The sequence below is a fragment of the Sulfobacillus thermotolerans genome, from assembly GCF_039623705.1.
Classification (GTDB): Bacteria; Bacillota; Sulfobacillia; order Sulfobacillales; family Sulfobacillaceae; genus Sulfobacillus; species Sulfobacillus thermotolerans.
On sequence record NZ_CP133983.1, the window covers coordinates 2,006,253 to 2,028,013 of the forward strand.

Below are 21,761 nucleotides of genomic sequence, written 5' to 3' on the forward strand. Positions count from 1 at the left end.
CGGCTTTTGTATGCTGTTTACTTTACGTATTGTTCGAGCCAGTCGGTAAAGCTATTGAGACGAAACACCCGGTGCCAAGGTTTGCCGTTGCGACTCATGCCATGAAATTCACCGGGGTAGCGGATGAATTTCGTTGGGGCTTTATTCAAGTATTTCACGGCGCTATATAAGATTTCCCCTTGCTCGATGGGGCAGCGCAAGTCTCCTTCTTGATGTTCGATGAGTAAGGGAGTTGTAATGTTTTCGACATAGGTAATGGGGCTTTGTTCGCGGTACCAGGCATCATCAGGCTGCCATGGTGCGACGTTGTCGGCTCGCCGCATCCAGTGCCATCCGCCATCTCCGGTTCCCACCATGGCACGCCAGTCGACGACAGAACGCATGGTAATGGCGGCTTTAAAGCGCTGGGTATGGCCTACAATCCAGTTGGTCATATAACCCCCATAAGAGCCCCCCGCGACGCCTAGACGTTCGGGGTCGATCCATGGATTAGCGGCCAAAGCCGTATCAAGCCCCGCCATGATGTCATCATAATCTTTGTGACCCCATTCTTTTTGGATGGCCAGACAAAAATCGCGGCCATACCCTTGAGATCCTCGGGGATTGGTATAAATGACACCGTAGCCATGAGCAGCGAGCCACTGAAACTCAAGGAAGAAGCTATCGGCATACATCATCATCGGTCCCCCATGAATCTCTAACACGGCGGGATAGGTGTGATTTTCTTCGGCGCCGATGGGCTTCATCACCCAGCCGTCAATTTCCGGCCCGCCTGCGGCATGATAATGGAAGCGGGCGGGAGCAGATAGCTGCACGGTTTGCAACAATTCGCGGTTTGGGTCGGCGACGGGGGTCAGCTCATCGTTTTCAATGTCTAGCCATTCGAGTTGGCTGGGGTTGGTCGGGACACTTTTGGCGAGGAGCACGGATGAGCCATCGGCCGAGAGGTCATAGCTGTAATAGACATGAGGTCCTTGGGTCAATAAATCGACGGTATCGTTTTCTAGGTCAATTTCGGCCAGTTGTACCGTGCCGTGATTACTTGTTAGGCTCAGCAGGGAACGGCCATTATGACGAAAATGCAGAGGATTGCTCCCGGTGCCGATCATATCGGATAAGGATTCGTCCGCAAATGGGCGATCCCATGAAGGGGCGACGCGCTGTACGTGCTCGGGGGCGTCGAAGGTTGTGACATATAACGACGGGTTGTCGTAACCTAAGTCCTCTGTGCGGTCGGCCACAAAGAAGACGCGGTGGCCATCGGGATGGACGACGGCTTGACGGGCCGACAAACCGGCAGGGCTGATGCGAATAGGCGCCTTTGGGCTATGCAATGGGTTGGCCAAGGCATAGACATGTTCTTCAAATGACTCCCGGTCATAGTCGTCACCGTAGCGCGACGTGAATACCAGCCATTGTCCATCAGGCGAGATGGCGAGTGCATCATGCCGGTACGGTCCGTGGGTCAGTTGTACCGCGTCTTTGGCGTCTAATGTCATGCGCACAATATGAGGACGCCGGGGGCCATAATAGCCGATGCCGTCCATTTTATGGGCGAGTTCCGTGATGACCTTGACGTCCTGATTGAATTTATGGTATTCATCGTCGCTTGGTGCCTGCGACTCGTCTTGAATGCCGTCTTCGTCCAGTTGCGCAATGGCATACAAGGTGCGAGAATCCGGGCCCCAAATAAAAGAATCAATTCCTCCGGCAATCCGGCTTTGTTGGCGCGCCTCTCCTCCTTGCGTGGACATCACCCAAATTTGTTTGTGGCCACTGCGTTTGGATAGGAATGCCAGCCATTGGCCGTCGGGGGAAAAACGGGGATGGGTGTCTTCGGGCCCTTGGGTAAAGGGTTCGGGGCTTTCGCCCGGCCACACTTTCATAATGCGGGTATGATAGGTGTTGTCTTTGCGGTTGGCCTGACTTTCCACGTATACGGCTAAGTTTTTGCCAGGACATAGGCGCACATCTCCTGCCAATTTAAAGGCAAATAGGTCATCAGCATTGAGCCTACGCATCGCATGAGCCTCCTTTGTGGTTTCGTACCCAGTCTATGTACCAATCTGAGGACAAAGGTGGCAAAGAACCAAAGAAATGGTCAGCGCCTTGCTATAATGTCCTGGAACCGTTATTCGCGAAAACAGGCGAAAAGTCCTGCACGGTGCGTTGAGGAAAGGGCGGTTATCGAAAGGTCATGTCCCAAGCACTTTGGAAACCTGCCGCTGTTTGTGTGTGCTTGGTGTGGGAGCACGAATGGCAGGTGTTGGTGATAAGGCGGGCTGATGCCTTGAGCGAACATCCCGGACAATGTGGTTTGCCCGGGGGCCGTCCGGTTCCCCAAGACCGGTCATTGTGGGAGACCGCACGCCGAGAAACCTTCGAAGAAGTGGGCGTATGGTTAACCGATGCCCAATGTCAGGGCGCTTTGGAGCCTGTTGTGGTACGGGGCAGTGGGTATGAGATTGTGCCATGGATTGCCCTATGCGAGTCGCGCCCCAAGTGCGTGTTAAACGCGGCCGAAGTGGCCAGTGCACACTGGATTTCGCAAACTCATCTGGCGGCAAGCCGGCGTCAAACGGAGAGCGGGTGGGTGTATAAATGCCCAGATGGAACGATTTGGGGGGCGACGGCTCGCATCCTGCATCAATTGGAATTATGGGAAGGCTGGATACGTTCATGAAAGATCGAGAGTCCCCGGAGATCCGCGTCCTTCATACCTTGCATGAATTTGCAGCCGTCAAACGCATTGAAGACGCTGTTTGGCAAGAGGGTGAAGGGACTCCAGCGGCTTTGCTCAAAGTCTTTGCGGATCATGGCGGCCTCATTTTAGGGGCATTTGTCAAAGAAGAGATGGTGGGCATGGCCGTCGCGATGCCAGCGCGCATGGGAGATCATTGGTATTTGCATTCCCACATGATGGCCATTATGCCGGGATACCGCAGTTTGGGCTTGGGATCGCATTTGAAGCAGGAACAAGTCCGGTGGGCTAAAACCTATGGCTATGAATTCGTAGGATGGACATTTGATCCTCTCCAGGTCCGCAATGCGATCTTTAATTTACGCGTGCTTAAGGCCCACGTGTTGGACTTTGCTCCGAATTATTACGGCACGATGGGCGATACCCTCAACGGGAATTTTCCCAGTCACCGGTTTTTTGCGGTGTCTGAAGACCTTGAGGGCATTTCGCAGAAGCCCCAAGGATTGTTGCCGATACCTCACGACATCACGGCGCTTAGACGCGAACATCCCACCCAAGCCCAAAAATGGGCTGACCGCTATGCACGGTTTTTTGCCAGCCCAACACGTCGGCGCATTGTGGGCTTGGTGCGTTCGCCCTTAGGACAGTGGTGTTATGCGTGGACAGAGGCAAGGCCGTTAGACCAATCGTGAAAAACGACTCAGGGAGGGATAGGCAATGCGTCTTGAACAAGTGGTTTTGCAATTTGTGTCGCTGCCATTGAAATCACCATTTGAGACTTCATTTGGTCTTGAACGCGACAAACGCACGTGGCTCGTGACCGTCCGCGGGGAAGGCATTGAAGGCTACGCGGAATCGGTCGCCTCAGATGCACCGCTTTACAGCGAAGAAACTAGTGCCAGCGTCTATTATGCTATTCGCGACCACATTGTGCCCAGACTGACCGGAGATATTCCACACCCGGAGGCGGTGTGGGAAAAGCTTTCTGGGCTAAGAGGCAACCGCATGGCCAAAGCGGCCGTTGAAATGGCTATTTGGGATTGGTTTGCCCGGGCTCAAGGCGTGCCGCTGTTTCAGCTTTTGGGGGGACAAGAGGCGGTCCACCGCATTCCGGTGGGGGTGTCCATTGGGATTCAACCGTCGACCAACGAGCTAGTCAAAGTGGCTCGGGATTATTGGTCCCAAGGATATCGGCGCTTGAAAATTAAAATTCGTCCGGGTTGGGACTTAGAACCGCTTACCGCGGTCCGTGATGCGTTAGGACCAGAGGTACCAATGATGGCAGATGCCAATTCCGCATACACGTTGGACGATATTTCGACCTTGCAAGCTCTAGATCCGCTCCATTTGATGATGATCGAACAACCCTTAGGGTATGATGATTATGTGGACCATGCCGTACTAGCTCGCCACATCGCTACCCCTATTTGTTTAGATGAAGCGGTGCATTCCCCCGCTGATGCGCGCAAGGCCTTTGAGATGGGCTCGTGTCAAATTATCAATCTTAAAGTCGGACGGGTAGGAGGATACCAGCAAGCTTTGGGCATCAACCGCTTTGCTCTTGATCATCAGCTTCCGCTGTGGTGCGGAGGGATGTTGGAAACGGGAGTGGGACGCGCGCATAACCTGCACTTAACCACGTTAGCTGGGTTTACGCTGCCAGGAGACACTTCCGCGAGCGATCGCTACTTTGACGAAGACATTATTGCCACCCCGTTTGTGTTAAACCCAGAGGAGAAGAATGCCGAGGCCATTATCGATGATGGGCTCTTGATTTCAGAAGGACGCATTGTGGCAGGATACTCTGCCAAACGGGAAGCGACCATGGTCGCCGCTGTTAAACGGGCGATTTTGGCCGATCCCGAGCATGCCCGGCTCATCAAAGAGGCGATTGCCCGGTTGCATTTGTCATCGCTTTTGATCTTAGGGACGTCAGCGCACATGATTCAGCGGATTTTGAAGGCGTTGGACATGGAAGGCGTTCCGGTGCATTGGATTTTGATCGAATCGGTGACGACGTCTGAGGAACGAGCTTTAGCCCAACGAATTCGCCGCGAAGAGGGCAAGCATGTCATCCCGGCGCCAACGATGGAAGTGCGCAAGTCGTTTTCGGGATATCTCATTGATCCCTTGCGCTTTATTTTCCGCCGCAAAGGTCGGGCCGTGATGGTCGAGAAATCCATCGTGCGACCAACGTATTCCGGTCTGGGCCGCTTTTACATTTCGGATACCGTGGTTACCGCCTTGGTGATGCATGTGGCGCGGCAGTGCCCAGGCCTTTACCGCGTTCACCGGGTGAGTGTGCAAACCGTTCCCGCGGGTCTTAGTATCGCCTTGGATGTAAGCCTTTCGATGTCTGGCAATTTATTCGCCATCTTAAAAGACGTGCAACTGCATGTGAAGCAGGAAATTGAGATGATGACCGCGCTGAACGTTCTCGTGCTCGACGTCGTCGCGCGGCGCGTTGTGCCGACAACAATCGTCCAGTCCCCGAAGCAGCTGGCATAAGGTGCATGGGGTGACGCAAATATCTGGAGAAAGGCAGGACACTATGCCGCAGCGAGTGCTGGTGGTCGATGATGAATCCGCGATTGTGGAGCTCGTGGCCTACAATTTGGGCCGTGAGGGCTTTGACGTGTTGACAGAGAGTGACGGTGAACGCGGGCTAAAACGCGCTTTGGCGGAGAAGCCGGATTTGATTGTGTTGGATGTCATGTTGCCGGGATTGTCCGGGATGGACGTGTGTCGGTCCATTCGCAAGGAAACGGATATTCCGGTGATTATGCTCACCGCCCGCAAAGATGAATTAGACCGAGTTTTGGGATTAGAACTCGGGGCAGATGACTACGTCACAAAACCTTTTTCGCCGCGCGAGCTTGTTGCCCGAGTCAAAGCCATCTTGCGCCGTGCGAAGAGGCCGCGTGATAAGGAAACCGAAGAGAGCGGCGACATCGAGCGTAACGGCTTGCGCTTGGAGTTGGATAAGAGGGAGGCCCTTTTGGACAACAAGCCGCTTCATCTGACCTTTACCGAATTTGAATTGTTGGCTATCTTAGCGCGCAATCCGGGGCGGGCCTTTACCCGCGATGATCTCCTGGTGCGGGTCTGGGGCCAAGATTTTTTTGGTGATGCGCGGACGGTGGATGTGCACATTCGCCACTTGCGCGAAAAATTGCAAGAAGATCCGCAAGCCCCCCGCTTTATTGAGACGGTGCGCGGCGTTGGCTACCGGTTTAAGGAATTGTCTAATGCCCCGAGTTAAGGGAGGGTAAGGCGGCAGTGGAGCGACAAGACCTGAGAGGCACGGGGCTTTGGCGAAGTGTCCGGGTGAGGGAATGAAGAAGTGTAAACGCTGTTTTTTATTGCCGCTGGGGATTTTAGGGCTGGCGACGCTAGCGGGGATTGTAATGCCGACGGCACATGGCCCCGTGGAAGCCCTGATCTTATATATTGCTGCGTGGCTATGGGCCTTGCGCTTTGCAGATTGGTTGCGCCAGCGAGACCGGTTGTTGGATGAGACGGTGGTGCAGTTAACGGAGACGGTGGACCGGTGGGCATCAGGCGATCTACAAGCGCGTGTGTATTTAGATCAAGCCGACCCGCTAGACTCTTTGGCCCACGGAATGAACCGCGTCGCTGAGGTGCTAGCGGAGCGGACCGAGGATTTGCAGCAAGACAAGGAGCGGCTCGAAGCCATCCTGAGTAGTATGGCCAATGGCATTATCATTTTAGGGCACGGGCTCACAATTACCTTGATTAATCAAGCGGCGTATGAACTCTTTGGAATTCCCCCGGGCAACGTGATTGGTCGCCATCTCTTGGAAGTGGTCCGGGATATGGCGCTCGATGACGCCGTCGCCAAGGTCACTCAAGAAGGCGGGACGGAAACGGTGTTATGGAGCCCACCGGATAATGACAGTCTTGTGGTGGAAGTGACAGCCGGGGCGCTCAACCAACCGATTGGCGGGTTGGGGGCGGTATTGGTCGCACGCAATGTGTCCGCCCAAAAGCAAGTGGAGCGTATGCGCCAGGATTTCGTGGCGAACGTCAGTCATGAGCTGCAAACGCCTCTGACCGTAATTCGCGGTTTTACAGAGACGCTTTTGGATAATCCGGATGACCCGTCTGCCAGACGGTTTTTGGAACTCATTCATGAAGAAGCAGGACGCATGAGCCGCCTGGTCGATGACTTGCTGACGCTGTCACGGATGGAGCATCATTCGATGCCGATGACCAGACAGCCTGTCGATATTCCTGTCTTAGTGGAGTCCATGGCGGTCAAGTTGGCGCCCCGCATTGAAGCGGCCGAGTTGACACTGGATAACCGCGTGCCGCAGCACATGCCACTAGTGTCAGGCGATCCCGATTTGCTGGCCGAAGTCTTAATGAATTTGGTGGCCAATGCCGTGCAGTATACACCTGCGGGAGGACTCATCACAGTCAGTATGGCGCTGGACGTGGGGAGTCATATGGTGGGGATCTGTGGGCGCAAGGGATTTTTCAAGCGGCGTTTGGCCTGTTTATCGCCGTCTGGACTGTATTTCTTGCGGTGATTGCGGTAGGCGCCTGGCATTTTGTCGTCATTAATGGCTGGATTACGCCCCTCTTGTCGACCCATTGGAGTCCCTTGGCAGGGCATTACGGTATGCTGGCCTTTATTTTAGGGAGCATCACGGTCACCGCATTGGCGCTGATTTTGGCCGCTCCGTGGGTGTTGGCACTGGCCGTCGCGGGTGGGCGCATCTTGCGCGGAACAATGCAGCAAACCTTTATTCAGCTTTTGACGGTCTTTGTGGCGGTGCCGTCTGTGATTTATGGGTGGTGGGGACTCACGATCATCGTGCCCCTAGTGCGGCGCCTGAGCGGGACTTCGGGCTTTGGGCCCCTCAGCGCAGGGGTGGTATTGGCGCTTATGATTGTGCCGACTTTCAGCATTATGGCGCTGCATGCGGTGCGTCAAGTCCCATCCGCGCTGGTGGAGGGATCTTTGGCGTTAGGTGCGACCGATGATCAGACGCTGTGGCATATGGTCTTGCCAAGTGCTTGGCCAGCGCTGGCGCAGGCTTTTTTGGTGGCAGTGGGACGAGCCTTGGGGGAGACGATTGCCGTGCAGATGGTCATTGGCGGCCAAAGCCGTTTGACGTCGTTGCTAAAGCCTAGTGCAACGTTGACGTCGCAGCTTTTGACCGATTTAGCGCTGATGCCACCGAAAACGCCCGGCCATGATGCTTTGGACTTTATGGCCATTTGGTTGGTGCTACTCATGGCCGTTTTAGTGGGACTGCAGTACCGGATGAGGAGGGGACTTAGGGGATGAATGAGCAACCATTAAATCTCAAGCGCCTTCATCCGACGCGTCACGGTCGCACGGCGCATGGACTACTTGCCGCTTTGGCCATAGTGGCATTGCTGCTGTTATTGTCGGTCCTGTTGCCTTTGGTTTGGCAGGCGCTGCCGGCGCTTACGGCGCCGTTTTTGTGGGGCAAAGGACAGGGGGCTATAGGGCCTGAAGTCCTCAACACCCTGAGTTTGGTGGGGGGCAGCGAACTGCTTTCTTTTCCCCTAGCCCTGTTGGTGGGGTTGTACCGGGTGGAGTGGGTCAAGTCCCAAGGTCCATTGCTGCGTGTTTTTGATCAATTTGCGACAACAATGCTGAGCGTGCCGAGTATTGTGATAGGCCTTGTCGTGGTGGATGTGGCGATCGCCCGGTGGCATTGGCCGGTATCAACGATGACCGGCATTGTCGCGTTGGCGTTAATGAACTGGCCCTTGTCGGTAGCCTATGTGGTGGAAGCGCTGCAGCAAATTCCCGGACGTTATCGCGAAGGATCTTGGGCTTTAGGGGCTTCGCGCTGGCAAACGGTGCGCTATTTAATCTTGCCCTTGGCCTGGCCGCAGATGGTCGAACAAGCGGGCCTAGCCACGGCCCGTCTCATGGGTGAGACGGCTGTGCTGATTTATACAGCAGGGGTCAATGCCGCTGTCCATTGGTCTTTGTGGGGGCCGGGAGAATCGTTAGCTGTGCATTTGTGGCTTTTGCGTACAGAAGGGGTGGGGCAAAATGCCCAAGCTCAAGCTGCTGCAACGGGTGTGGTGTTGCTGGCTTTCGTCGTATTGGTGCTGTGGGGGAGCAAGCGTATGGCACAATGGTTGAAAAACGCCTAACGAAAAGGGAGGGAGTCAGCACGATCCCGGATATTCGCGTGCAAGAATTAGAGGTGTGGTATGGGCCGGCTAAGGCGCTGGAAAATGTCAGCTTGCACCTTGAACAAGGAGCGGTGTTAGCGCTCATTGGCCCGTCAGGCTGCGGCAAGTCGACCTTTTTGCGGGTTTTAAACAGGATGATTGATCAGGTTCCAACGGTGCGGGTGAAAGGTTCGGTACACATTGGAGCATTTAATGTGTTGGACGATGACATTGACGTCACCGCGCTCAGGCGCACCGTCGGCATGGTGTTTCAACAACCGAATCCCTTTCCCATGACGATATTTGATAACGTGGCCTATGGCCCGCGTTTGGCGGGCGTGCGGTCTGCGACCAAGCTCCGCCAAATTGTGGAGGACAGTCTCAAAAAATCGGCATTGTGGGATGAAGTGCGCGGCAAACTGCGGCGTAGCGCGATGACGCTGTCCGGGGGACAGCAGCAGCGGCTGTGTATGGCCCGGGCGTTGGCGGTGCATCCGCATGTGCTGTTATTGGACGAGCCCACCGCGAGTCTCGACCCGGTTTCGACGGCGAAAATTGAGGAATTGATTGTGCAATTTAAAGGACGGTATACCATGGTCATCGTGACGCACAATTTGCAGCAAGCGGCGCGCGTCTCGGATCTCGTGGCATTTTTTGAACAGGGCCACCTCGTGGAAATGGGGCCCACGCACGATATTTTTACCGCCCCGCAAGAACGCCGGACGGAAGAGTTTTTGACAGGGCGTTTTGAATAAGCTTGGGGGTATGGGAGGCAGGGTATGATTCGACAGTCATTCCATCAAGAATTAATGCAATTGGAACAAGAATTGATTCGTATGGGCGCCTTAGTGGAAGATCAGTTGCGCCGGGCGGTGCGGTCTTTAACGGAGCGCAATTTAGTGTTGGCCAGACAAGTCATTGCGACTGACCGTTCACCCCTGTCAGTCCACAAAATTGGCAAAACTCTATTCATTTCGCGTCCGAATAGGTGCAGTTCGCGGCTCTTTTCGTTACAATATTCACGAGCGTCGCTTTATCACAATACTTGGGAGGGTATACCATGATAAGAGTGGGCATCAATGGATTTGGGAGCATTGGTCGGAGGTTTTTCCGAATTGCGCAAAAACAGGATGTATTTGAGATTGTTGCGATAAATGACTTAACCGATGCGGCAACGATTGCCCATCTGCTGAAATATGATTCCAACTATGGCATTTTTAATGCGGATGTGCGGGCTGAAGGATCAGATCTGGTGGTCAACGGCCGCGCCATTAAAGTCTTTGCGCAACGCGATCCGGCGTCGATTCCTTGGCGTGATGAGGGAGTTGATATTGTCATTGAATCGACCGGGTTGTTCACCGATGCCAACAAAGCTCGGGCCCACATCGAGGGTGGCGGCGCCAAGAAGGTCATTATTTCCGCACCGGCGTCCCATGAAGATGCGACCATTGTGTTGGGCGTCAACGAGAAGACGTATGACCCCGCCCGTCATCAAATTATCTCCAATGCTTCGTGCACGACCAACTGCCTAGCACCCGTCGCCAAAGTGCTGGATGAAACGTTTGGCATTGAGAACGGGCTCATGACTACCGTGCATTCTTATACGAACGACCAGCGGCTTCTCGATTTGCCCCACAGCGATTTAAGACGGGCACGAGCAGCCGCTATGAATATTATTCCCAGCAGCACGGGAGCGGCGAGAGCTTTGCATTTGGTCTTACCGCAGTTGAAAGGTAAACTCAACGGCATGTCCTTGCGGGTCCCAACGCCTGTAGTGTCCATTGTCGACTTGACGGTCAACACCACCAAACCTCTATCCAAAGAGGCGGTCAATGAGGCGTTTAAGGAAGCGGCGGCGAGCGAGTTGCGCGGCATTTTGGAGTATTGCGACGCGCCTTTGGTCTCCTCCGACTTCAAGGGCAATCCGCACTCCAGTATTTTCGACAGTCGGGAAACCATGACAATGGGCGATCACATGGTCAAGGTTTTGGCGTGGTACGACAATGAATGGGGTTACGCGAACCGGCTTGCAGACTTGTGCCAAATGGTTGCAGAAAAGGGCGTGTCCGCATGACGACGCCTTTTCGCCGAATTACCGATATTGGACCCGTTTATGGAAAGCGTGTGTTAGTGCGCGTCGACTTTAATGTGCCCATTGATGCGGCAACCGGCGAAATTACGGACGACAGCCGGATTCAAGGATCGCTTCCCACGTTGGATGCGTTAGTGGAACAAGGGGCTCGGGTGATTGCCGTAAGCCATAGAGGCCGACCCAAAGGTCCCTCCGCCAAAGACAGTTTGGCGCCTGTCGTAGCCTATTTGCAAAAACTGCGGACGTATCCCGTGAAGCTTACGGGTGAGGCGCGAAGTGATGAAGCCGTCCAAGCCGTAGAAGCCCTGCAGCCGGGAGAATTACTCGTGCTCGAGAACTTGCGGTTTGACCCAGGCGAAACAGCCAATGATCCGGAACTGGCAAGGCGCTTGGCCTCCTTTGCCGACCTTTATGTCAACGATGCTTTTGGTACGTCGCATCGGCAGCATGCCTCCATTGTAGGGGTGCCGAAATATCTTCCCGCATATGCGGGGGAGTTGATGGCCGAGGAACTCGATCATCTGGACCGCGTGTTGGCCCATCCCACGCGTCCTTATTGGGCGATTATTGGCGGGGCCAAAGTGTCAGACAAAGTCAAATTGCTGAGCCGTCTCTTGGAGCTGGTGGACGGCATTATTATCGGCGGCGGAATGGCGAACACGTTTTTGGCGGCACAAGGATACTCCATGGGGGCGTCATTGGTGGAAGAGGGCGTCATTCCCGAAGCGACACGGCTGTTGGAACAAGCTCAGGCTAAGGGCGTGACGGTGGTGCTGCCCAAAGACGTCTTGGTTGCCAAGGAGTTCCGTGCGGATACGCCCTACCGAGCCGCGCTGGTGACGGATATTCACGCGGATGAGATGGCGCTAGACATTGGACCAAGAACCGTCGAAACCATTATCGCGGCGCTTCAGCCAGCTCAAACCGTGTTGTGGAATGGGCCTATGGGGGTTTTTGAATTTGAAGCCTTTGCACAGGGCACGATTCAGGTGGCCCAGGCCTTAGCTGCCCTAAATGTCTCCGTAGTTGTCGGAGGCGGTGATTCCGTGGCGGCTGTTAGCAAGGCGGGCGTCAAGGACAAGATGACTCACATTTCGACAGGCGGAGGCGCAACTTTGCGCTACTTAGAAGGGGAGGAACTGCCTGGCATTCAGGCCCTGCGCCAGCCTGCAGAGGCATGAGAGAAAGGGGGGGACATCTACGCGGGAACAGTTTCTCATCGCGAACTGGAAAATGCATAAAACCGTCGAAGAAGGACGGGCGTTTGGCCGCCACTTGATTCGGCGTCTCTCTGAAGCGGGGGACCAACCTCCGACTTTGGTGGTCTGCCCGACGTTGCCGGGACTTTGGCCGTTGGCCCGCGAGTTTGCGGGTACACCGGTAGGGGTCGGGGCCCAGAACTTGGACTTAGGACGCGAAGGCGCTTTGACGGGGGCTGTGTCAGGCTATCTTCTGCGCGAAGCGGGCGCCCAGTTTGTCATCATCGGCCATTCCGAACGGCGGCAAGTGTTCCACGAAACGGATGATGTGATTGGCCAGAAGGTGGCGCAAGCATATCAATCGCGTCTACGGCCCATTCTCTGTGTTGGAGAGTCCGCTCAAGAATATCGTCAAGGCAGTACGTTGTCTGTGGTGGAGCGGCAATTGCAGGCTCTAGCGCCGTACGTGGATGACAAGATGATGCAAACCTTGATCGTGGCCTATGAACCCGTTTGGGCGATTGGGACGGGCGAAGTTCCCGAGCCCGGGCAAGCTAACCATGTGGCCGCCGCTATTCGTGAGGTGTTGGACCGTATGGCGCCAGGGTCAGGGGAAAACGTGCCCGTATTGTATGGGGGCAGTGTCAACGCAAAAAATATTCGACCGTTTATGGGCGAGAAGGATATTGACGGAGCTCTAGTCGGCGGGGCATCATTGCAAGTGGAAGAGTTTCTGGCAATGGCCCGGAACAGCTGCTGACGCGAGAAAGAAGGGTCGATTTTGTGGGGCGTTTTCACAAACGACTGGGTAATCGACAAGAACGGGCGGCGACAATGGGCCGCCCGTTCCCTTTTTGTCTTCTAAGAGCGGAGTCTTGTGATGTATTGGGGGACGTCCAGAAACTTTTCTTCAACGAACCGGCCCGTATTTTTTGTTGAAAGGTGCTAATCGTGATATGGTTGAACGGACGAATCGACACGGACCGTGTTGCGAAGAGTAGCTCCGTCCAGCTTTCGGGAGTGGTGTTGAGGGCAGGTGGGCATTCTAACGTGTTGAGAGGCGGGCAGCCGCTGCATTGCCAAGACGTGGCTGCACTGTTGATGGTCGTGAAAATGCAGGCAAAGGGGTCGGAGTCACGATGATGGATGATGCCATCCGTAGTATTCATGCAATGGAAATTTTGGATTCGCGCGGCAATCCTACGCTGGCGGTCCAGCTGGAGTTAGCGGACGGATCGGCCGTGGTGTCGCGGGTCCCATCAGGAGCGTCGACGGGCGCGCACGAAGCGGTTGAGCTACGGGACCATGACAAGGCGCGTTATGGTGGCAAGGGCGTATTAAAGGCCATTGACCATGTGAATACCATTATTGCTCCCGCGTTGAAAGGGATGTCGGCCACTGACCAAGTCGCGATCGACCAGCGCATGATTGAAATGGACGGCGATCCGCAAAAGGCGCGTTTAGGGGCCAATGCGATTCTTTCTGTGTCCTTAGCGGTGGCCGCGGCGGGAGCCCACAGTCGGCGCCAGCCCTTGTATCGCTACCTTGGTGGACTCAATGCGGCATTATTGCCGGTGCCGCTGCTCAATGTGTTGAATGGTGGCGCTCATGCCGATAACAATGTGGATATTCAGGAGTTTATGTTGGTTCCGGTTGGTGCCTCGACATTCCGCGAAGCGATGCAAATGGCCCAAGAAACCTATCAAGCTTTGAAGTCTTTGCTCCAAGCCAAGGGATTGCGGACGGCGGTTGGGGATGAAGGGGGATTTGCACCCGACTTGGAATCCAACCGGGAGGCGCTTGATCTCCTCGTGGAAGCCATGGAGAAAGCCCATGTGAAACCAGGCGAGGATATGGTGTTGGCCTTAGATGTTGCGGCCACGGAATTGAAAAAAGATGATGGCTATCAATTTGAAGGCCAATTGCTCACGGGGATGCAGCTCATTGATTACTATCAGCTTTTGGTGCGGGATTACCCGATTATTTCCATAGAAGATGGATTGTCGGAGGACGATTGGGACCACTGGCAGCTCCTGACGGACCGTTTAGGCGACCGGATCCAATTGGTGGGGGACGATTTATTTGTGACCAATCCCGAGCGCATTGCCCGCGGCATTGATGAGGCGAGTGCCAATGCCGTCTTAATTAAGCCCAATCAGATTGGCACGGTGACCGAAACGCTCGAGGCTATTCGTCTTGCACGCAGTGCCGGGTGGAATGCGGTGGTGTCGCACCGATCAGGAGAGACCGAAGATACGATGATTGCGGATTTGGCGGTTGGCGTGAATGGTGGACAAATCAAAACCGGGGCGCCGGCACGGGGTGAACGCATTGCCAAATACAATCGTTTGTTGACGATTGAGCAGTCCGATTCAGCGTTGACCTATGCGGGATGGGAGGCCTTTCGGCGATGAATCTCGAGCTGGCTCAAGTTGGTGACGGTGTGTTCGCGACCAATCGTGCCGCCATGCAGGCGGAAGTCGCGGATGTCATCGTGTTTGACATGGATGGGGTGTTGATTAACGTCCATGGCAGTTACCCCGTCGTGATTTGTCAAACCGTCACCGCCTATTTGCACGAGCAAGGCTTTGTGGGCGATGAGCTGGCCGTCACGCCTGATGAAACTGCCTATTTTAAAGCAGCAGGCGGCTTTAACAGCGATTGGGCACTGTCTCAAGGTCTGGTGCTCGTGTTCTTGGTCAAGGCGGTTATGGCTGGGAGCCGGGAAATCGCAGGGTTGCGTCACGTGGATCCGAGCTTTTTAAGTCTGTCCCGGGCCGTGGCACAACAAGGCGGGGGGCTTGAGGGATTGAGCCGCGCCTTGCAAGGGCTGGTCGATGAAAAGGACTTTGAGGACATCTTGCAGCGTTGGGACCGCAAGCGGATTTCGCAATTGGCGATGGAGTATTATGCCGGGGATGAAATGCTTGAGGTCTTTGGCGTACCGAACGAAACGGTGAAGGGCCAAGGGCTTATGCACCAAGAGCATGCCCTGATTTCTCGCGAGGAATTGTTGAGGGCGCCTTTTAGATACGGACTTTATACGGGGCGGAATTTTGGCGAGGCCCAGATGGCGATGCGCGCGTCCGGACTTGAAGGCATTTGGACACCAGAGGCCATGATGACGGAGGATAGGGGAGTTCACAAACCCGATCCGCAAGGCTTGGTCAATATTGCGCGTGCGCTGTCGCCGCGGTTGATGATTTATGTGGGGGACAATCTAGATGACTGGCAGGCGGCTTCGCGCTACGAGGCGGAGCGTTCTTTAGATGATCCGCCGTGCTTATTTTGCGGCATGCTGAATGGATCTCCCGGTCCCATGGCGTACGGACTTTTTCAAGAGCGTGGCGTGGATTTGATGGCACATAGCGTGAGCCAATTGTTGACATGGCTGACACGGCGCCGCCAGCGCACGGCTTAACAAGAAAATTCCTGCCCCGGGCTATGGCCCGGGATTTTTTGCTTTCGCTGCCAAAATGCCCCTGGAACATTCCTTTCGGCGGTTTTGTATCATGCAGTATCGCCGAAGGAGGGCTAAAAATTATGCAGGCAGAAGAGCACTTAGATAATTTGAAGATGACGCGGTTTCACTACCGCCTCATCACGGTGGCGGGTTTGGGCACATTATTTGATTCCATGGATGTCGGCATCATTTCGTTTGTATTGGCCGCATTGATTGGTGCATGGCGGCTTAACAGTCTGATGATCGGCGTGGTGGGGTCGATAAGTTTGGTGGGCATGGCGATTGGGGCGGCGTTGGCCGGAACAGTGGCGGACCGTCTGGGTCGACGCAAGATTTTTATGTTGACCCTAGCGATCTACAGTTTGGCGACGGGCTTGTCGGCTGCGTCGGTCGCGTTATGGATGCTGATTGTGTTTCGTTTCATTGTCGGATTGGGCTTAGGCGGGGAGTTGCCGGTCACTAGCACTATGGTAACGGAGTTTTTGCCTAGAAAGGACCGAGGCCGCGGCATTGTGCTGCTCGAAAGCTTCTGGGCTGTGGGCTGGTTGGTGGCGGCACTGGTGGCGTATTTGTTGATTCCGCAATACGGATGGCGCAGCGGGTTCTTGGTGGGCATGTTGCCCGCTTTGTATATTTTGTATTTGCGCCGCAATATCCCGGAAAGTCCCCGGTATTTGCTGCGTACGGGCCATGTGAAAGAGGCTGCGGAAGTGATGAGTGTGGCAGCAGGGCATGAAGTGGCGGCGACCACGTTGAGAGCGCCTAGCCGTGTCACCAAAACGCGGGTATCCGACTTGTTTCGAGGCGGGCAAAGCCCGAAAACGATCATGCTTTGGATCTTGTGGACGGCCATGAACTTTGCGTATTACGGGATGTTTTTGTGGTTGCCCTCGGTGTTGGTGACACACGGATATTCCCTCGTCAATTCGTTGAAATACACGTTGATTGTGACCATCGTGCAATTGCCCGGATATTTTTCAGCCGGTCTTTTAGTGGACCGTATTGGCCGCAAGCCCGTTTTGGTGGTATATATTCTGCTTTCGGCCGTTTCCGCCTATCTCTTTGGGCATGGCCACGGCACGGCGCAAATCTTGTTATTTGGATCCATGCTCTCGTTCTTCAATCTCGGGGCGTGGGGTGTCACGTATGCTTATACCGTGGAGCAATACCCAACGATGATACGGGGAACGGGGTCCGGATGGGCTATGGGAATTGGCCGTATTGGCGGTATCGTCGGCTTTGATCCGCCGCCTTGTAGTAGTCGCGCTTGACTGTTGCAGGGAAAAAGAACAAGGCGGCGGGAGTACGAAAGATGCCAGGCAAAGAGTCGGCATATCATGACCGATTAAAAAGGTTGCCAGAACGAATTTTTGCGTTGTTGGCCGACCGGCCGCCCTTGCCTGAGGATCAGTTGTTAAAAAAATTGAATATTGCAAGGAGTCCTGGTAAAGGTCTTTTCAAGTTATATGGGCAATATCGCCGCGAGGGGTGGTTAGTGCGTGACGATGAGGGCCGTATGACCATTCGCACGCGCCACGGCCACTTGCGTATCAATCCGCGCGGCTTTGGTTTTGTTATGAATACCGAATTTCCGGGCGACGATGTGTTTGTTCCCGAACGCTGGTTTTTTGGTGCCCGCCATGATGATGACGTGTTGATTTGGTACCATGACACGCCCAATGGGTTAGAAGGCCGTGTCATGAACGTGTTGTCGCGAGCCACTCACGAAGTGACGGGACGGCTTGAGCGCAATCGCCTAGGATGGCGGGTGATCCCGGATGATGCCCGCAAGCCCGTGGTGGACGTCACGCTACCGAGCGGCCATAAGGCGCGGCCGGGCGATATGGTGCAGGCGACGATTACCGAGTGGCCTTTAGATCCCAGACGACCGGTCAGGGGCGAGGTTACGCGCACACTGGGCAGTCCATTGCAGCCCGGGGTGGATGTGTCGGTGGTGGCATTAGAGCATCATTTACCGCTCGAATTTCCCCGTCCGGTGCTAGAGGAGGCTAATCGTCTGCCAGATAGCGTGCAAGAATCGGATTGGGTAGGACGGCTAGACCTGACCGATGAGCTGATTGTCACGATAGACGGGGCGGACTCTAAAGATTTGGATGACGCGATTTCAGTGCGGGCTTTAGACGACGGGGGTTTTGAAGTGGGGGTCCATATCGCCGACGTCAGTTATTACGTAAAAGAAGGATCCCCGCTGGATTTGGAAGCCATGCAGCGGGGAACCAGTGTTTATTTGGTGGACCGGGTCATTCCGATGTTGCCCGAACGCCTGTCCAACGGCATCGCCAGTCTTAATCCTGGGGTGCTGCGCTTGTGCGTCTCTGCAATTATTCGCCTAGACCGGATGGGGCGGCGGGTGCATGCGGAATTTCACCGCTCCGTTATTCGCTCGCGCCACCGGTTAACGTATGAAGGCGTCAACGCGATTTTGGCAGGAAAGCAAGACGATGTCGAACATCTGCGTCCCTTTTTAGAGACAGCCGTCCATGTGCGCCATCTGTTGCGGGAATTGCGGCAAGCGCGGGGCGCTGTTGATTTTGATTTGCCAGAATCCAAAGTGGTGCTCGATGTGAATGGATTTCCTGTGGATATCGTGCCTAGGGAGCGAGGGCTGGCTGAGACATTGATCGAGGAATTTATGCTGTTGGCCAATGAGACGGTCGCGCATACGCTCTTGGAGCACAAATTGCCGGGTCTATTTCGAATTCATGAAGAGCCAGGGGACCGCATGGAGCAATTTCGGGAAATGATCGGCGCTTTAGGCTACCGCTTACCAGAAAAAGTGACGCCCAAGCATTTGCAAGACCTTATCGCGCGCGTCAAAGGCAAGCCAGAGGAGCGGGTGGTCAATAGTGCTTTGTTGAGAACGATGAAGCAAGCTCGCTATCAACCCGAAAACACGGGCCACTTCGGCTTGGCCACCGACGAATACACGCACTTCACCTCGCCGATTCGCCGCTATCCCGACTTATGGGTTCACCGCATTCTCACAGGATGGATGGAGAAGAGAGCGACGGGAGACACCTTGGCGCGTTGGAAGGCGAAAGTGGCGGAAATTGGGGAAATCGCATCCCAGCGAGAACGGGCCGCGATGGAGGCGGAACGCGATTCGGTCGCCTTAAAAGAGGCCCAATATATGGCGGACAAGCTCGGAGAACGGTATGATGCGGTGATTTCGGGCGTGACTAATTTTGGCGTGTTTGTGGAACTGCCCAATTTGATTGAGGGACTAGTGCGGATGGAAGATCTTCCGCCGGACTACTGGGTACATGACCCGGTCCACTATCGCCTGAAAGGCCAGCGAACAGGGCGTGAATATCAACTTGGGCAGCCGGTGACCGCCGAAGTGGTGCGGGTGGATATTCCCATGAAGCGGATTGACTTTCGTTTGGTTCAAGAAGGTGAAGCACGGATGCCAGCAAAACGTCGCCAAAAAGTTTAGCCCTTTGGGTTTAGGTATTGAAGACCGGCGGAAGACGAGAAGGCTTTGGACGACCGCTGTGAAAAATGGCGCAGTTTTCTCATAAAAAATTCATGCGTTTCTTATCATCCATGAAACCTTTTGCCCTGTCCGGCGTTATTGCTGGTAGAGGTGAAAAATATGCGGCTATGGCGAAACTGGTACATCGGCAATCCGAAACGCGCTATGACTCCGTTTCAAGCCCATATTGCGCTGGCGTTTAACAAGACCCGTATTGTGTGGAGCACGTTCGGTTCGGCCCCGTTATGGATTGAGGGACGGCTGTTCTGGCAGCAAGAAGAGGTGACATGGACTCGTTTGCAAGAGGGCTCGCATATTTGGTGGTGTGGCCAAAATGGGCAAACGGTGGTGATTGTGGGAACAGCATTTTTAGCCTGTGCGGTGTATTGTATGGGGGCGAACTAGATTCGACGGGGATGAACGGGATGTTGGAACGCGAGCCGAGGGCCTGAGCCTCGTTAAAAAGCAGGAAACCATTAAGTGCCAAGAACAACGAAGAAAACTACGCTTTAGCTGCCTAAATCCCAGCTAACGCCAAAGCCTCTGGTTCCTGCCCGGCGACTTTTGGCGTAAAAAATGCAGGATACCTGGTATAGTGTCCGATATGCCATGGGAAACTAGGACTGGTTTGGCAACGACCGCGCTGTGGCGATCTTGTCAAATGAGATCAATTCCACGGCTACGCTCGTAGGGGTCTAACATGACGTATCTTCGGACGGGACGGGCAGTACGTCCCCGCCTCCACCAAGTTTTCTCCCGCCTTCCTGGGTGGGAGTTTTTTTTCGAAAGGAGATGGTGGCCATTCAGCGCCGCGATGGACGCAGTAATGATGCGATTCGGCCGGTCGAATTGCAAATGGGTTTTAATGAGTGGGCAGAAGGTTCGTGTTTAATTACGGCCGGACACACGCGCGTCCTGGTGACGGCGACGGTGGAGGACCGTGTACCCCCCTTTGTTCGGGGCACGGGCCAAGGCTGGATTTCCGCGGAATATGGGATGTTGCCGCGGGCGACCAATGATCGCACCTTTCGGGAAGCCACACGCGGCAAACAACAAGGGCGGACGGTGGAAATTCAGCGATTAATTGGGCGCTCATTGCGGGCCGCGGTGAATCTCAAGGCGATGGGAGAAAAGAGTATTCTTCTCGATTGTGATGTGATTCAAGCTGATGGGGGCACGCGGACTGCGGCTATTACCGCGGGTTTTATGGCGCTGACCCAGGCGCTATTGAAAATACATAAGGCGACGCCATTTACCGGGAAGCCGCTGAAAGATTGGATCGCGGCGATTAGCGTGGGACTATCGATGGGCGAAGTCTATTTAGATCTGGACTATCACGAAGATGTACAGATTGGCGTGGATATGAATGTGGTGATGACTAGTCAGCACCAGCTGATTGAAATTCAAGGCACCGCCGAGCACGGGTTATTCAGTCGCCAACAATTGGACTTGCTGTTGGATTTTGTGGAGCCCGGTATTGATGAACTGGTGGCGCTGGAACGGCAAGCGTTGCCAGAAGGAGCGTTGTTGATTGGCTAATTTTCATGAACACCCCATTATTTTGGCCAGCCACAATCGTGGCAAACTCGAAGAGTTCCGCCGCCTCTTTGCTAGTGTCGATCTCCCTTTGGTGCTGGATGACTATGGCGAAAAGGAAATCATTGAAGAAACCGGGGATAGTTACCGGGCCAATGCGCAATTAAAAGCCCAGGCGGTCGCGTCTCGTACAGGACGCTGGGCGCTGGCCGACGATTCCGGGGTCGAAGTCGACGCGTTAGGGGGATTGCCAGGCATTCATTCGGCGCGTTTTGTCAGTACCAACAGCTGGGAAAACAACCGAGAGATTCTCCTGCGTTTGTTGGAGGTGCCGTGGGCGTTACGCACGGCACGCATGCGTGCCGTCTTGTGTTTAGCATCACCCGATGGTCTCGTGTTTTTCTCAGAAGGCGTGGTCGAAGGGCGGATTCTCACCTGGCCGCGGGGTCAACAGGGTTTTGGCATGGATCCCATTTTCAGCATTGATGGCGAAACATCGTTTGCACAGTGGCCCCAGGAATATAAAGACCGGGTTTCGCACCGCGCTATGGCAGTGCAAGGTATTATTCCGGTGATTCAGCAGGTCATGGCGTTATAATGCGCTATGTGGTCATCAGCGATACGCATGGCCGGATAGCGAAATGGGCTAACCAACTTGTGAATTTATCTGACGTGGATGGCCTGATCTGTGCCGGCGATTTTTACCGCGATGGCTTATGGTTGGCACAGAAAATGGGGGTGCCCTATTACGGGGCTCAAGGCAACAATGACCATGACGTCCACGCTCCATGGGCAACGTTTTGGCAATCCCATGGCGTGCGTTTCGGGGTCATTCATGGCCACCAATGGCCTGCTTCGCAGCGATTGGCGGCTTTACAGCGCTTGGCTCACCAGTTTACTCTACAGGTTTTAGTCTTTGGCCACAGCCACAAACGGGAGTCCTATCACACATCAGAGACGTGGATTGTGAATCCGGGTGCAGGATTTCGGCCGGTGCAGTCCCCGCCGAGTTTCGGTTGGTTGACGTATGATGCTGAAGGTTCCCTGAATTTTTCGTGGGACGTGCTTTCCTAGACGCTGAACGACGA

Annotated in this window: 21 protein-coding genes and 1 other RNA gene; 21 read left to right on the forward strand and 1 reads right to left on the reverse strand. The window is 54.7% G+C overall.

The genetic code is table 11. The features are described from left to right. Positions 1 to 17: 17 nt before the first annotated feature. Positions 18 to 2,021, reverse strand: a complete 2,004-nt coding sequence (locus tag ORD20_RS10415; RefSeq protein ID WP_103374914.1) for a S9 family peptidase — start codon at positions 2,019 to 2,021, stop codon at positions 18 to 20. Between the two features lie 176 nt (positions 2,022 to 2,197). Between ORD20_RS10415 and ORD20_RS10420 the strand changes: the two genes are divergently transcribed. The 21 genes from ORD20_RS10420 (at position 2,198) to ORD20_RS10520 (ending at position 21,747) form a co-directional block, all read left to right on the forward strand. After that, complete coding sequence (locus tag ORD20_RS10420) at positions 2,198 to 2,683, forward strand: NUDIX hydrolase (protein WP_103374913.1); 486 nt, start codon at positions 2,198 to 2,200, stop codon at positions 2,681 to 2,683. Next, a complete protein-coding gene (locus ORD20_RS10425; protein ID WP_158246207.1) occupies positions 2,680 to 3,393 on the forward strand; it encodes a GNAT family N-acetyltransferase in 714 nt (237 codons plus the stop codon). The genes ORD20_RS10420 and ORD20_RS10425 overlap by 4 nt, the downstream gene beginning before the upstream one ends. 25 nt (positions 3,394 to 3,418) lie before the next feature. Then, positions 3,419 to 5,209 carry an o-succinylbenzoate synthase gene (gene menC / locus ORD20_RS10430; protein WP_430626150.1) on the forward strand — a complete coding sequence of 597 codons (1,791 nt, stop codon included), beginning with the start codon at positions 3,419 to 3,421 and terminating at the stop codon, positions 5,207 to 5,209. A gap of 43 nt (positions 5,210 to 5,252) precedes the next feature. Beyond that, on the forward strand, positions 5,253 to 5,963 hold the full coding sequence (locus ORD20_RS10435) for a winged helix-turn-helix domain-containing protein (protein ID WP_103374908.1): 711 nt from the start codon (positions 5,253 to 5,255) through the stop codon (positions 5,961 to 5,963). Positions 5,964 to 6,036: 73 nt separating this feature from the next. Next, entirely contained in the window at positions 6,037 to 7,254 is a 1,218-nt protein-coding gene (locus tag ORD20_RS10440) for a sensor histidine kinase (RefSeq protein ID WP_430626151.1), read from the forward strand. After that, entirely contained in the window at positions 7,251 to 8,018 is a 768-nt protein-coding gene (locus tag ORD20_RS10445) for a PstC family ABC transporter permease (RefSeq protein ID WP_430626152.1), read from the forward strand. Before ORD20_RS10440 ends, ORD20_RS10445 begins: the two co-directional genes overlap by 4 nt. Beyond that, a complete protein-coding gene (locus tag ORD20_RS10450) occupies positions 8,015 to 8,866 on the forward strand; it encodes a PstA family ABC transporter permease (protein ID WP_103374904.1) in 852 nt (283 codons plus the stop codon). Before ORD20_RS10445 ends, ORD20_RS10450 begins: the two co-directional genes overlap by 4 nt. After that, positions 8,848 to 9,642: a phosphate ABC transporter ATP-binding protein PstB gene (gene pstB / locus ORD20_RS10455; RefSeq protein WP_103374903.1), complete on the forward strand. Its 795-nt coding sequence runs from the start codon at positions 8,848 to 8,850 to the stop codon at positions 9,640 to 9,642. The genes ORD20_RS10450 and pstB overlap by 19 nt, the downstream gene beginning before the upstream one ends. Before the next feature lie 24 nt (positions 9,643 to 9,666). Continuing rightward, positions 9,667 to 9,951, forward strand: coding sequence for a hypothetical protein (locus tag ORD20_RS10460; RefSeq protein ID WP_430626153.1), 285 nt, complete (start codon positions 9,667 to 9,669; stop codon positions 9,949 to 9,951). After that, positions 9,948 to 10,961 carry a type I glyceraldehyde-3-phosphate dehydrogenase gene (gap, locus tag ORD20_RS10465; RefSeq protein ID WP_103374901.1) on the forward strand — a complete coding sequence of 338 codons (1,014 nt, stop codon included), beginning with the start codon at positions 9,948 to 9,950 and terminating at the stop codon, positions 10,959 to 10,961. The genes ORD20_RS10460 and gap overlap by 4 nt, the downstream gene beginning before the upstream one ends. After that, positions 10,958 to 12,160 carry a phosphoglycerate kinase gene (locus ORD20_RS10470; RefSeq protein WP_103374900.1) on the forward strand — a complete coding sequence of 401 codons (1,203 nt, stop codon included), beginning with the start codon at positions 10,958 to 10,960 and terminating at the stop codon, positions 12,158 to 12,160. Before gap ends, ORD20_RS10470 begins: the two co-directional genes overlap by 4 nt. A 37-nt stretch (positions 12,161 to 12,197) precedes the next feature. Beyond that, a complete protein-coding gene (tpiA, locus tag ORD20_RS10475) occupies positions 12,198 to 12,938 on the forward strand; it encodes a triose-phosphate isomerase (RefSeq protein WP_255398106.1) in 741 nt (246 codons plus the stop codon). A 379-nt stretch (positions 12,939 to 13,317) separates the two neighbouring features. Next, positions 13,318 to 14,592 carry a phosphopyruvate hydratase gene (eno, locus tag ORD20_RS10480; RefSeq protein WP_103374898.1) on the forward strand — a complete coding sequence of 425 codons (1,275 nt, stop codon included), beginning with the start codon at positions 13,318 to 13,320 and terminating at the stop codon, positions 14,590 to 14,592. Then, complete coding sequence (locus ORD20_RS10485) at positions 14,589 to 15,599, forward strand: HAD family hydrolase (protein ID WP_103374897.1); 1,011 nt, start codon at positions 14,589 to 14,591, stop codon at positions 15,597 to 15,599. Before eno ends, ORD20_RS10485 begins: the two co-directional genes overlap by 4 nt. Positions 15,600 to 15,721: 122 nt before the next feature. Then, positions 15,722 to 16,912, forward strand: coding sequence for an MFS transporter (locus ORD20_RS10490; protein WP_430626154.1), 1,191 nt, complete (start codon positions 15,722 to 15,724; stop codon positions 16,910 to 16,912). Between the two features lie 41 nt (positions 16,913 to 16,953). Continuing rightward, positions 16,954 to 19,098: a ribonuclease R gene (rnr, locus tag ORD20_RS10495; RefSeq protein ID WP_103375061.1), complete on the forward strand. Its 2,145-nt coding sequence runs from the start codon at positions 16,954 to 16,956 to the stop codon at positions 19,096 to 19,098. A 159-nt stretch (positions 19,099 to 19,257) separates the two neighbouring features. After that, positions 19,258 to 19,542, forward strand: a complete 285-nt coding sequence (locus ORD20_RS10500; RefSeq protein WP_430626155.1) for a hypothetical protein — start codon at positions 19,258 to 19,260, stop codon at positions 19,540 to 19,542. Then, positions 19,530 to 19,884, forward strand: a transfer-messenger RNA (tmRNA) gene (ssrA, locus tag ORD20_RS10505). The genes ORD20_RS10500 and ssrA overlap by 13 nt, the downstream gene beginning before the upstream one ends. 45 nt (positions 19,885 to 19,929) lie before the next feature. Further along, entirely contained in the window at positions 19,930 to 20,676 is a 747-nt protein-coding gene (gene rph / locus ORD20_RS10510) for a ribonuclease PH (RefSeq protein WP_103375060.1), read from the forward strand. Further along, entirely contained in the window at positions 20,669 to 21,271 is a 603-nt protein-coding gene (locus ORD20_RS10515) for a non-canonical purine NTP pyrophosphatase (RefSeq protein ID WP_103374892.1), read from the forward strand. Before rph ends, ORD20_RS10515 begins: the two co-directional genes overlap by 8 nt. Then, a complete protein-coding gene (locus ORD20_RS10520) occupies positions 21,271 to 21,747 on the forward strand; it encodes a metallophosphoesterase family protein (RefSeq protein ID WP_103374891.1) in 477 nt (158 codons plus the stop codon). Before ORD20_RS10515 ends, ORD20_RS10520 begins: the two co-directional genes overlap by 1 nt. Positions 21,748 to 21,761: the final 14 nt, after the last annotated feature.

Excerpts from the sequence above, each read along its gene's own strand:
- ORD20_RS10415 (WP_103374914.1), bottom strand. The coding sequence starts at position 2,021 with ATGCGTAGGCTCAATGCTGATGACCTATTTGCCTTTAAATTGGCAGGA.
- ORD20_RS10420 (WP_103374913.1), top strand. The coding sequence starts at position 2,198 with ATGTCCCAAGCACTTTGGAAACCTGCCGCTGTTTGTGTGTGCTTGGTG.
- ORD20_RS10425 (WP_158246207.1), top strand. The coding sequence starts at position 2,680 with ATGAAAGATCGAGAGTCCCCGGAGATCCGCGTCCTTCATACCTTGCAT.
- menC (WP_430626150.1), top strand. The coding sequence starts at position 3,419 with ATGCGTCTTGAACAAGTGGTTTTGCAATTTGTGTCGCTGCCATTGAAA.
- ORD20_RS10435 (WP_103374908.1), top strand. The coding sequence starts at position 5,253 with ATGCCGCAGCGAGTGCTGGTGGTCGATGATGAATCCGCGATTGTGGAG.
- ORD20_RS10440 (WP_430626151.1), top strand. The coding sequence starts at position 6,037 with ATGAAGAAGTGTAAACGCTGTTTTTTATTGCCGCTGGGGATTTTAGGG.
- ORD20_RS10450 (WP_103374904.1), top strand. The coding sequence starts at position 8,015 with ATGAATGAGCAACCATTAAATCTCAAGCGCCTTCATCCGACGCGTCAC.
- pstB (WP_103374903.1), top strand. The coding sequence starts at position 8,848 with ATGGTTGAAAAACGCCTAACGAAAAGGGAGGGAGTCAGCACGATCCCG.
- ORD20_RS10460 (WP_430626153.1), top strand. The coding sequence starts at position 9,667 with ATGATTCGACAGTCATTCCATCAAGAATTAATGCAATTGGAACAAGAA.
- gap (WP_103374901.1), top strand. The coding sequence starts at position 9,948 with ATGATAAGAGTGGGCATCAATGGATTTGGGAGCATTGGTCGGAGGTTT.
- ORD20_RS10470 (WP_103374900.1), top strand. The coding sequence starts at position 10,958 with ATGACGACGCCTTTTCGCCGAATTACCGATATTGGACCCGTTTATGGA.
- eno (WP_103374898.1), top strand. The coding sequence starts at position 13,318 with ATGATGGATGATGCCATCCGTAGTATTCATGCAATGGAAATTTTGGAT.
- ORD20_RS10485 (WP_103374897.1), top strand. The coding sequence starts at position 14,589 with ATGAATCTCGAGCTGGCTCAAGTTGGTGACGGTGTGTTCGCGACCAAT.
- ORD20_RS10490 (WP_430626154.1), top strand. The coding sequence starts at position 15,722 with ATGCAGGCAGAAGAGCACTTAGATAATTTGAAGATGACGCGGTTTCAC.
- rnr (WP_103375061.1), top strand. The coding sequence starts at position 16,954 with ATGCCAGGCAAAGAGTCGGCATATCATGACCGATTAAAAAGGTTGCCA.
- ORD20_RS10500 (WP_430626155.1), top strand. The coding sequence starts at position 19,258 with ATGCGGCTATGGCGAAACTGGTACATCGGCAATCCGAAACGCGCTATG.
- rph (WP_103375060.1), top strand. The coding sequence starts at position 19,930 with ATGGTGGCCATTCAGCGCCGCGATGGACGCAGTAATGATGCGATTCGG.
- ORD20_RS10520 (WP_103374891.1), top strand. The coding sequence starts at position 21,271 with ATGCGCTATGTGGTCATCAGCGATACGCATGGCCGGATAGCGAAATGG.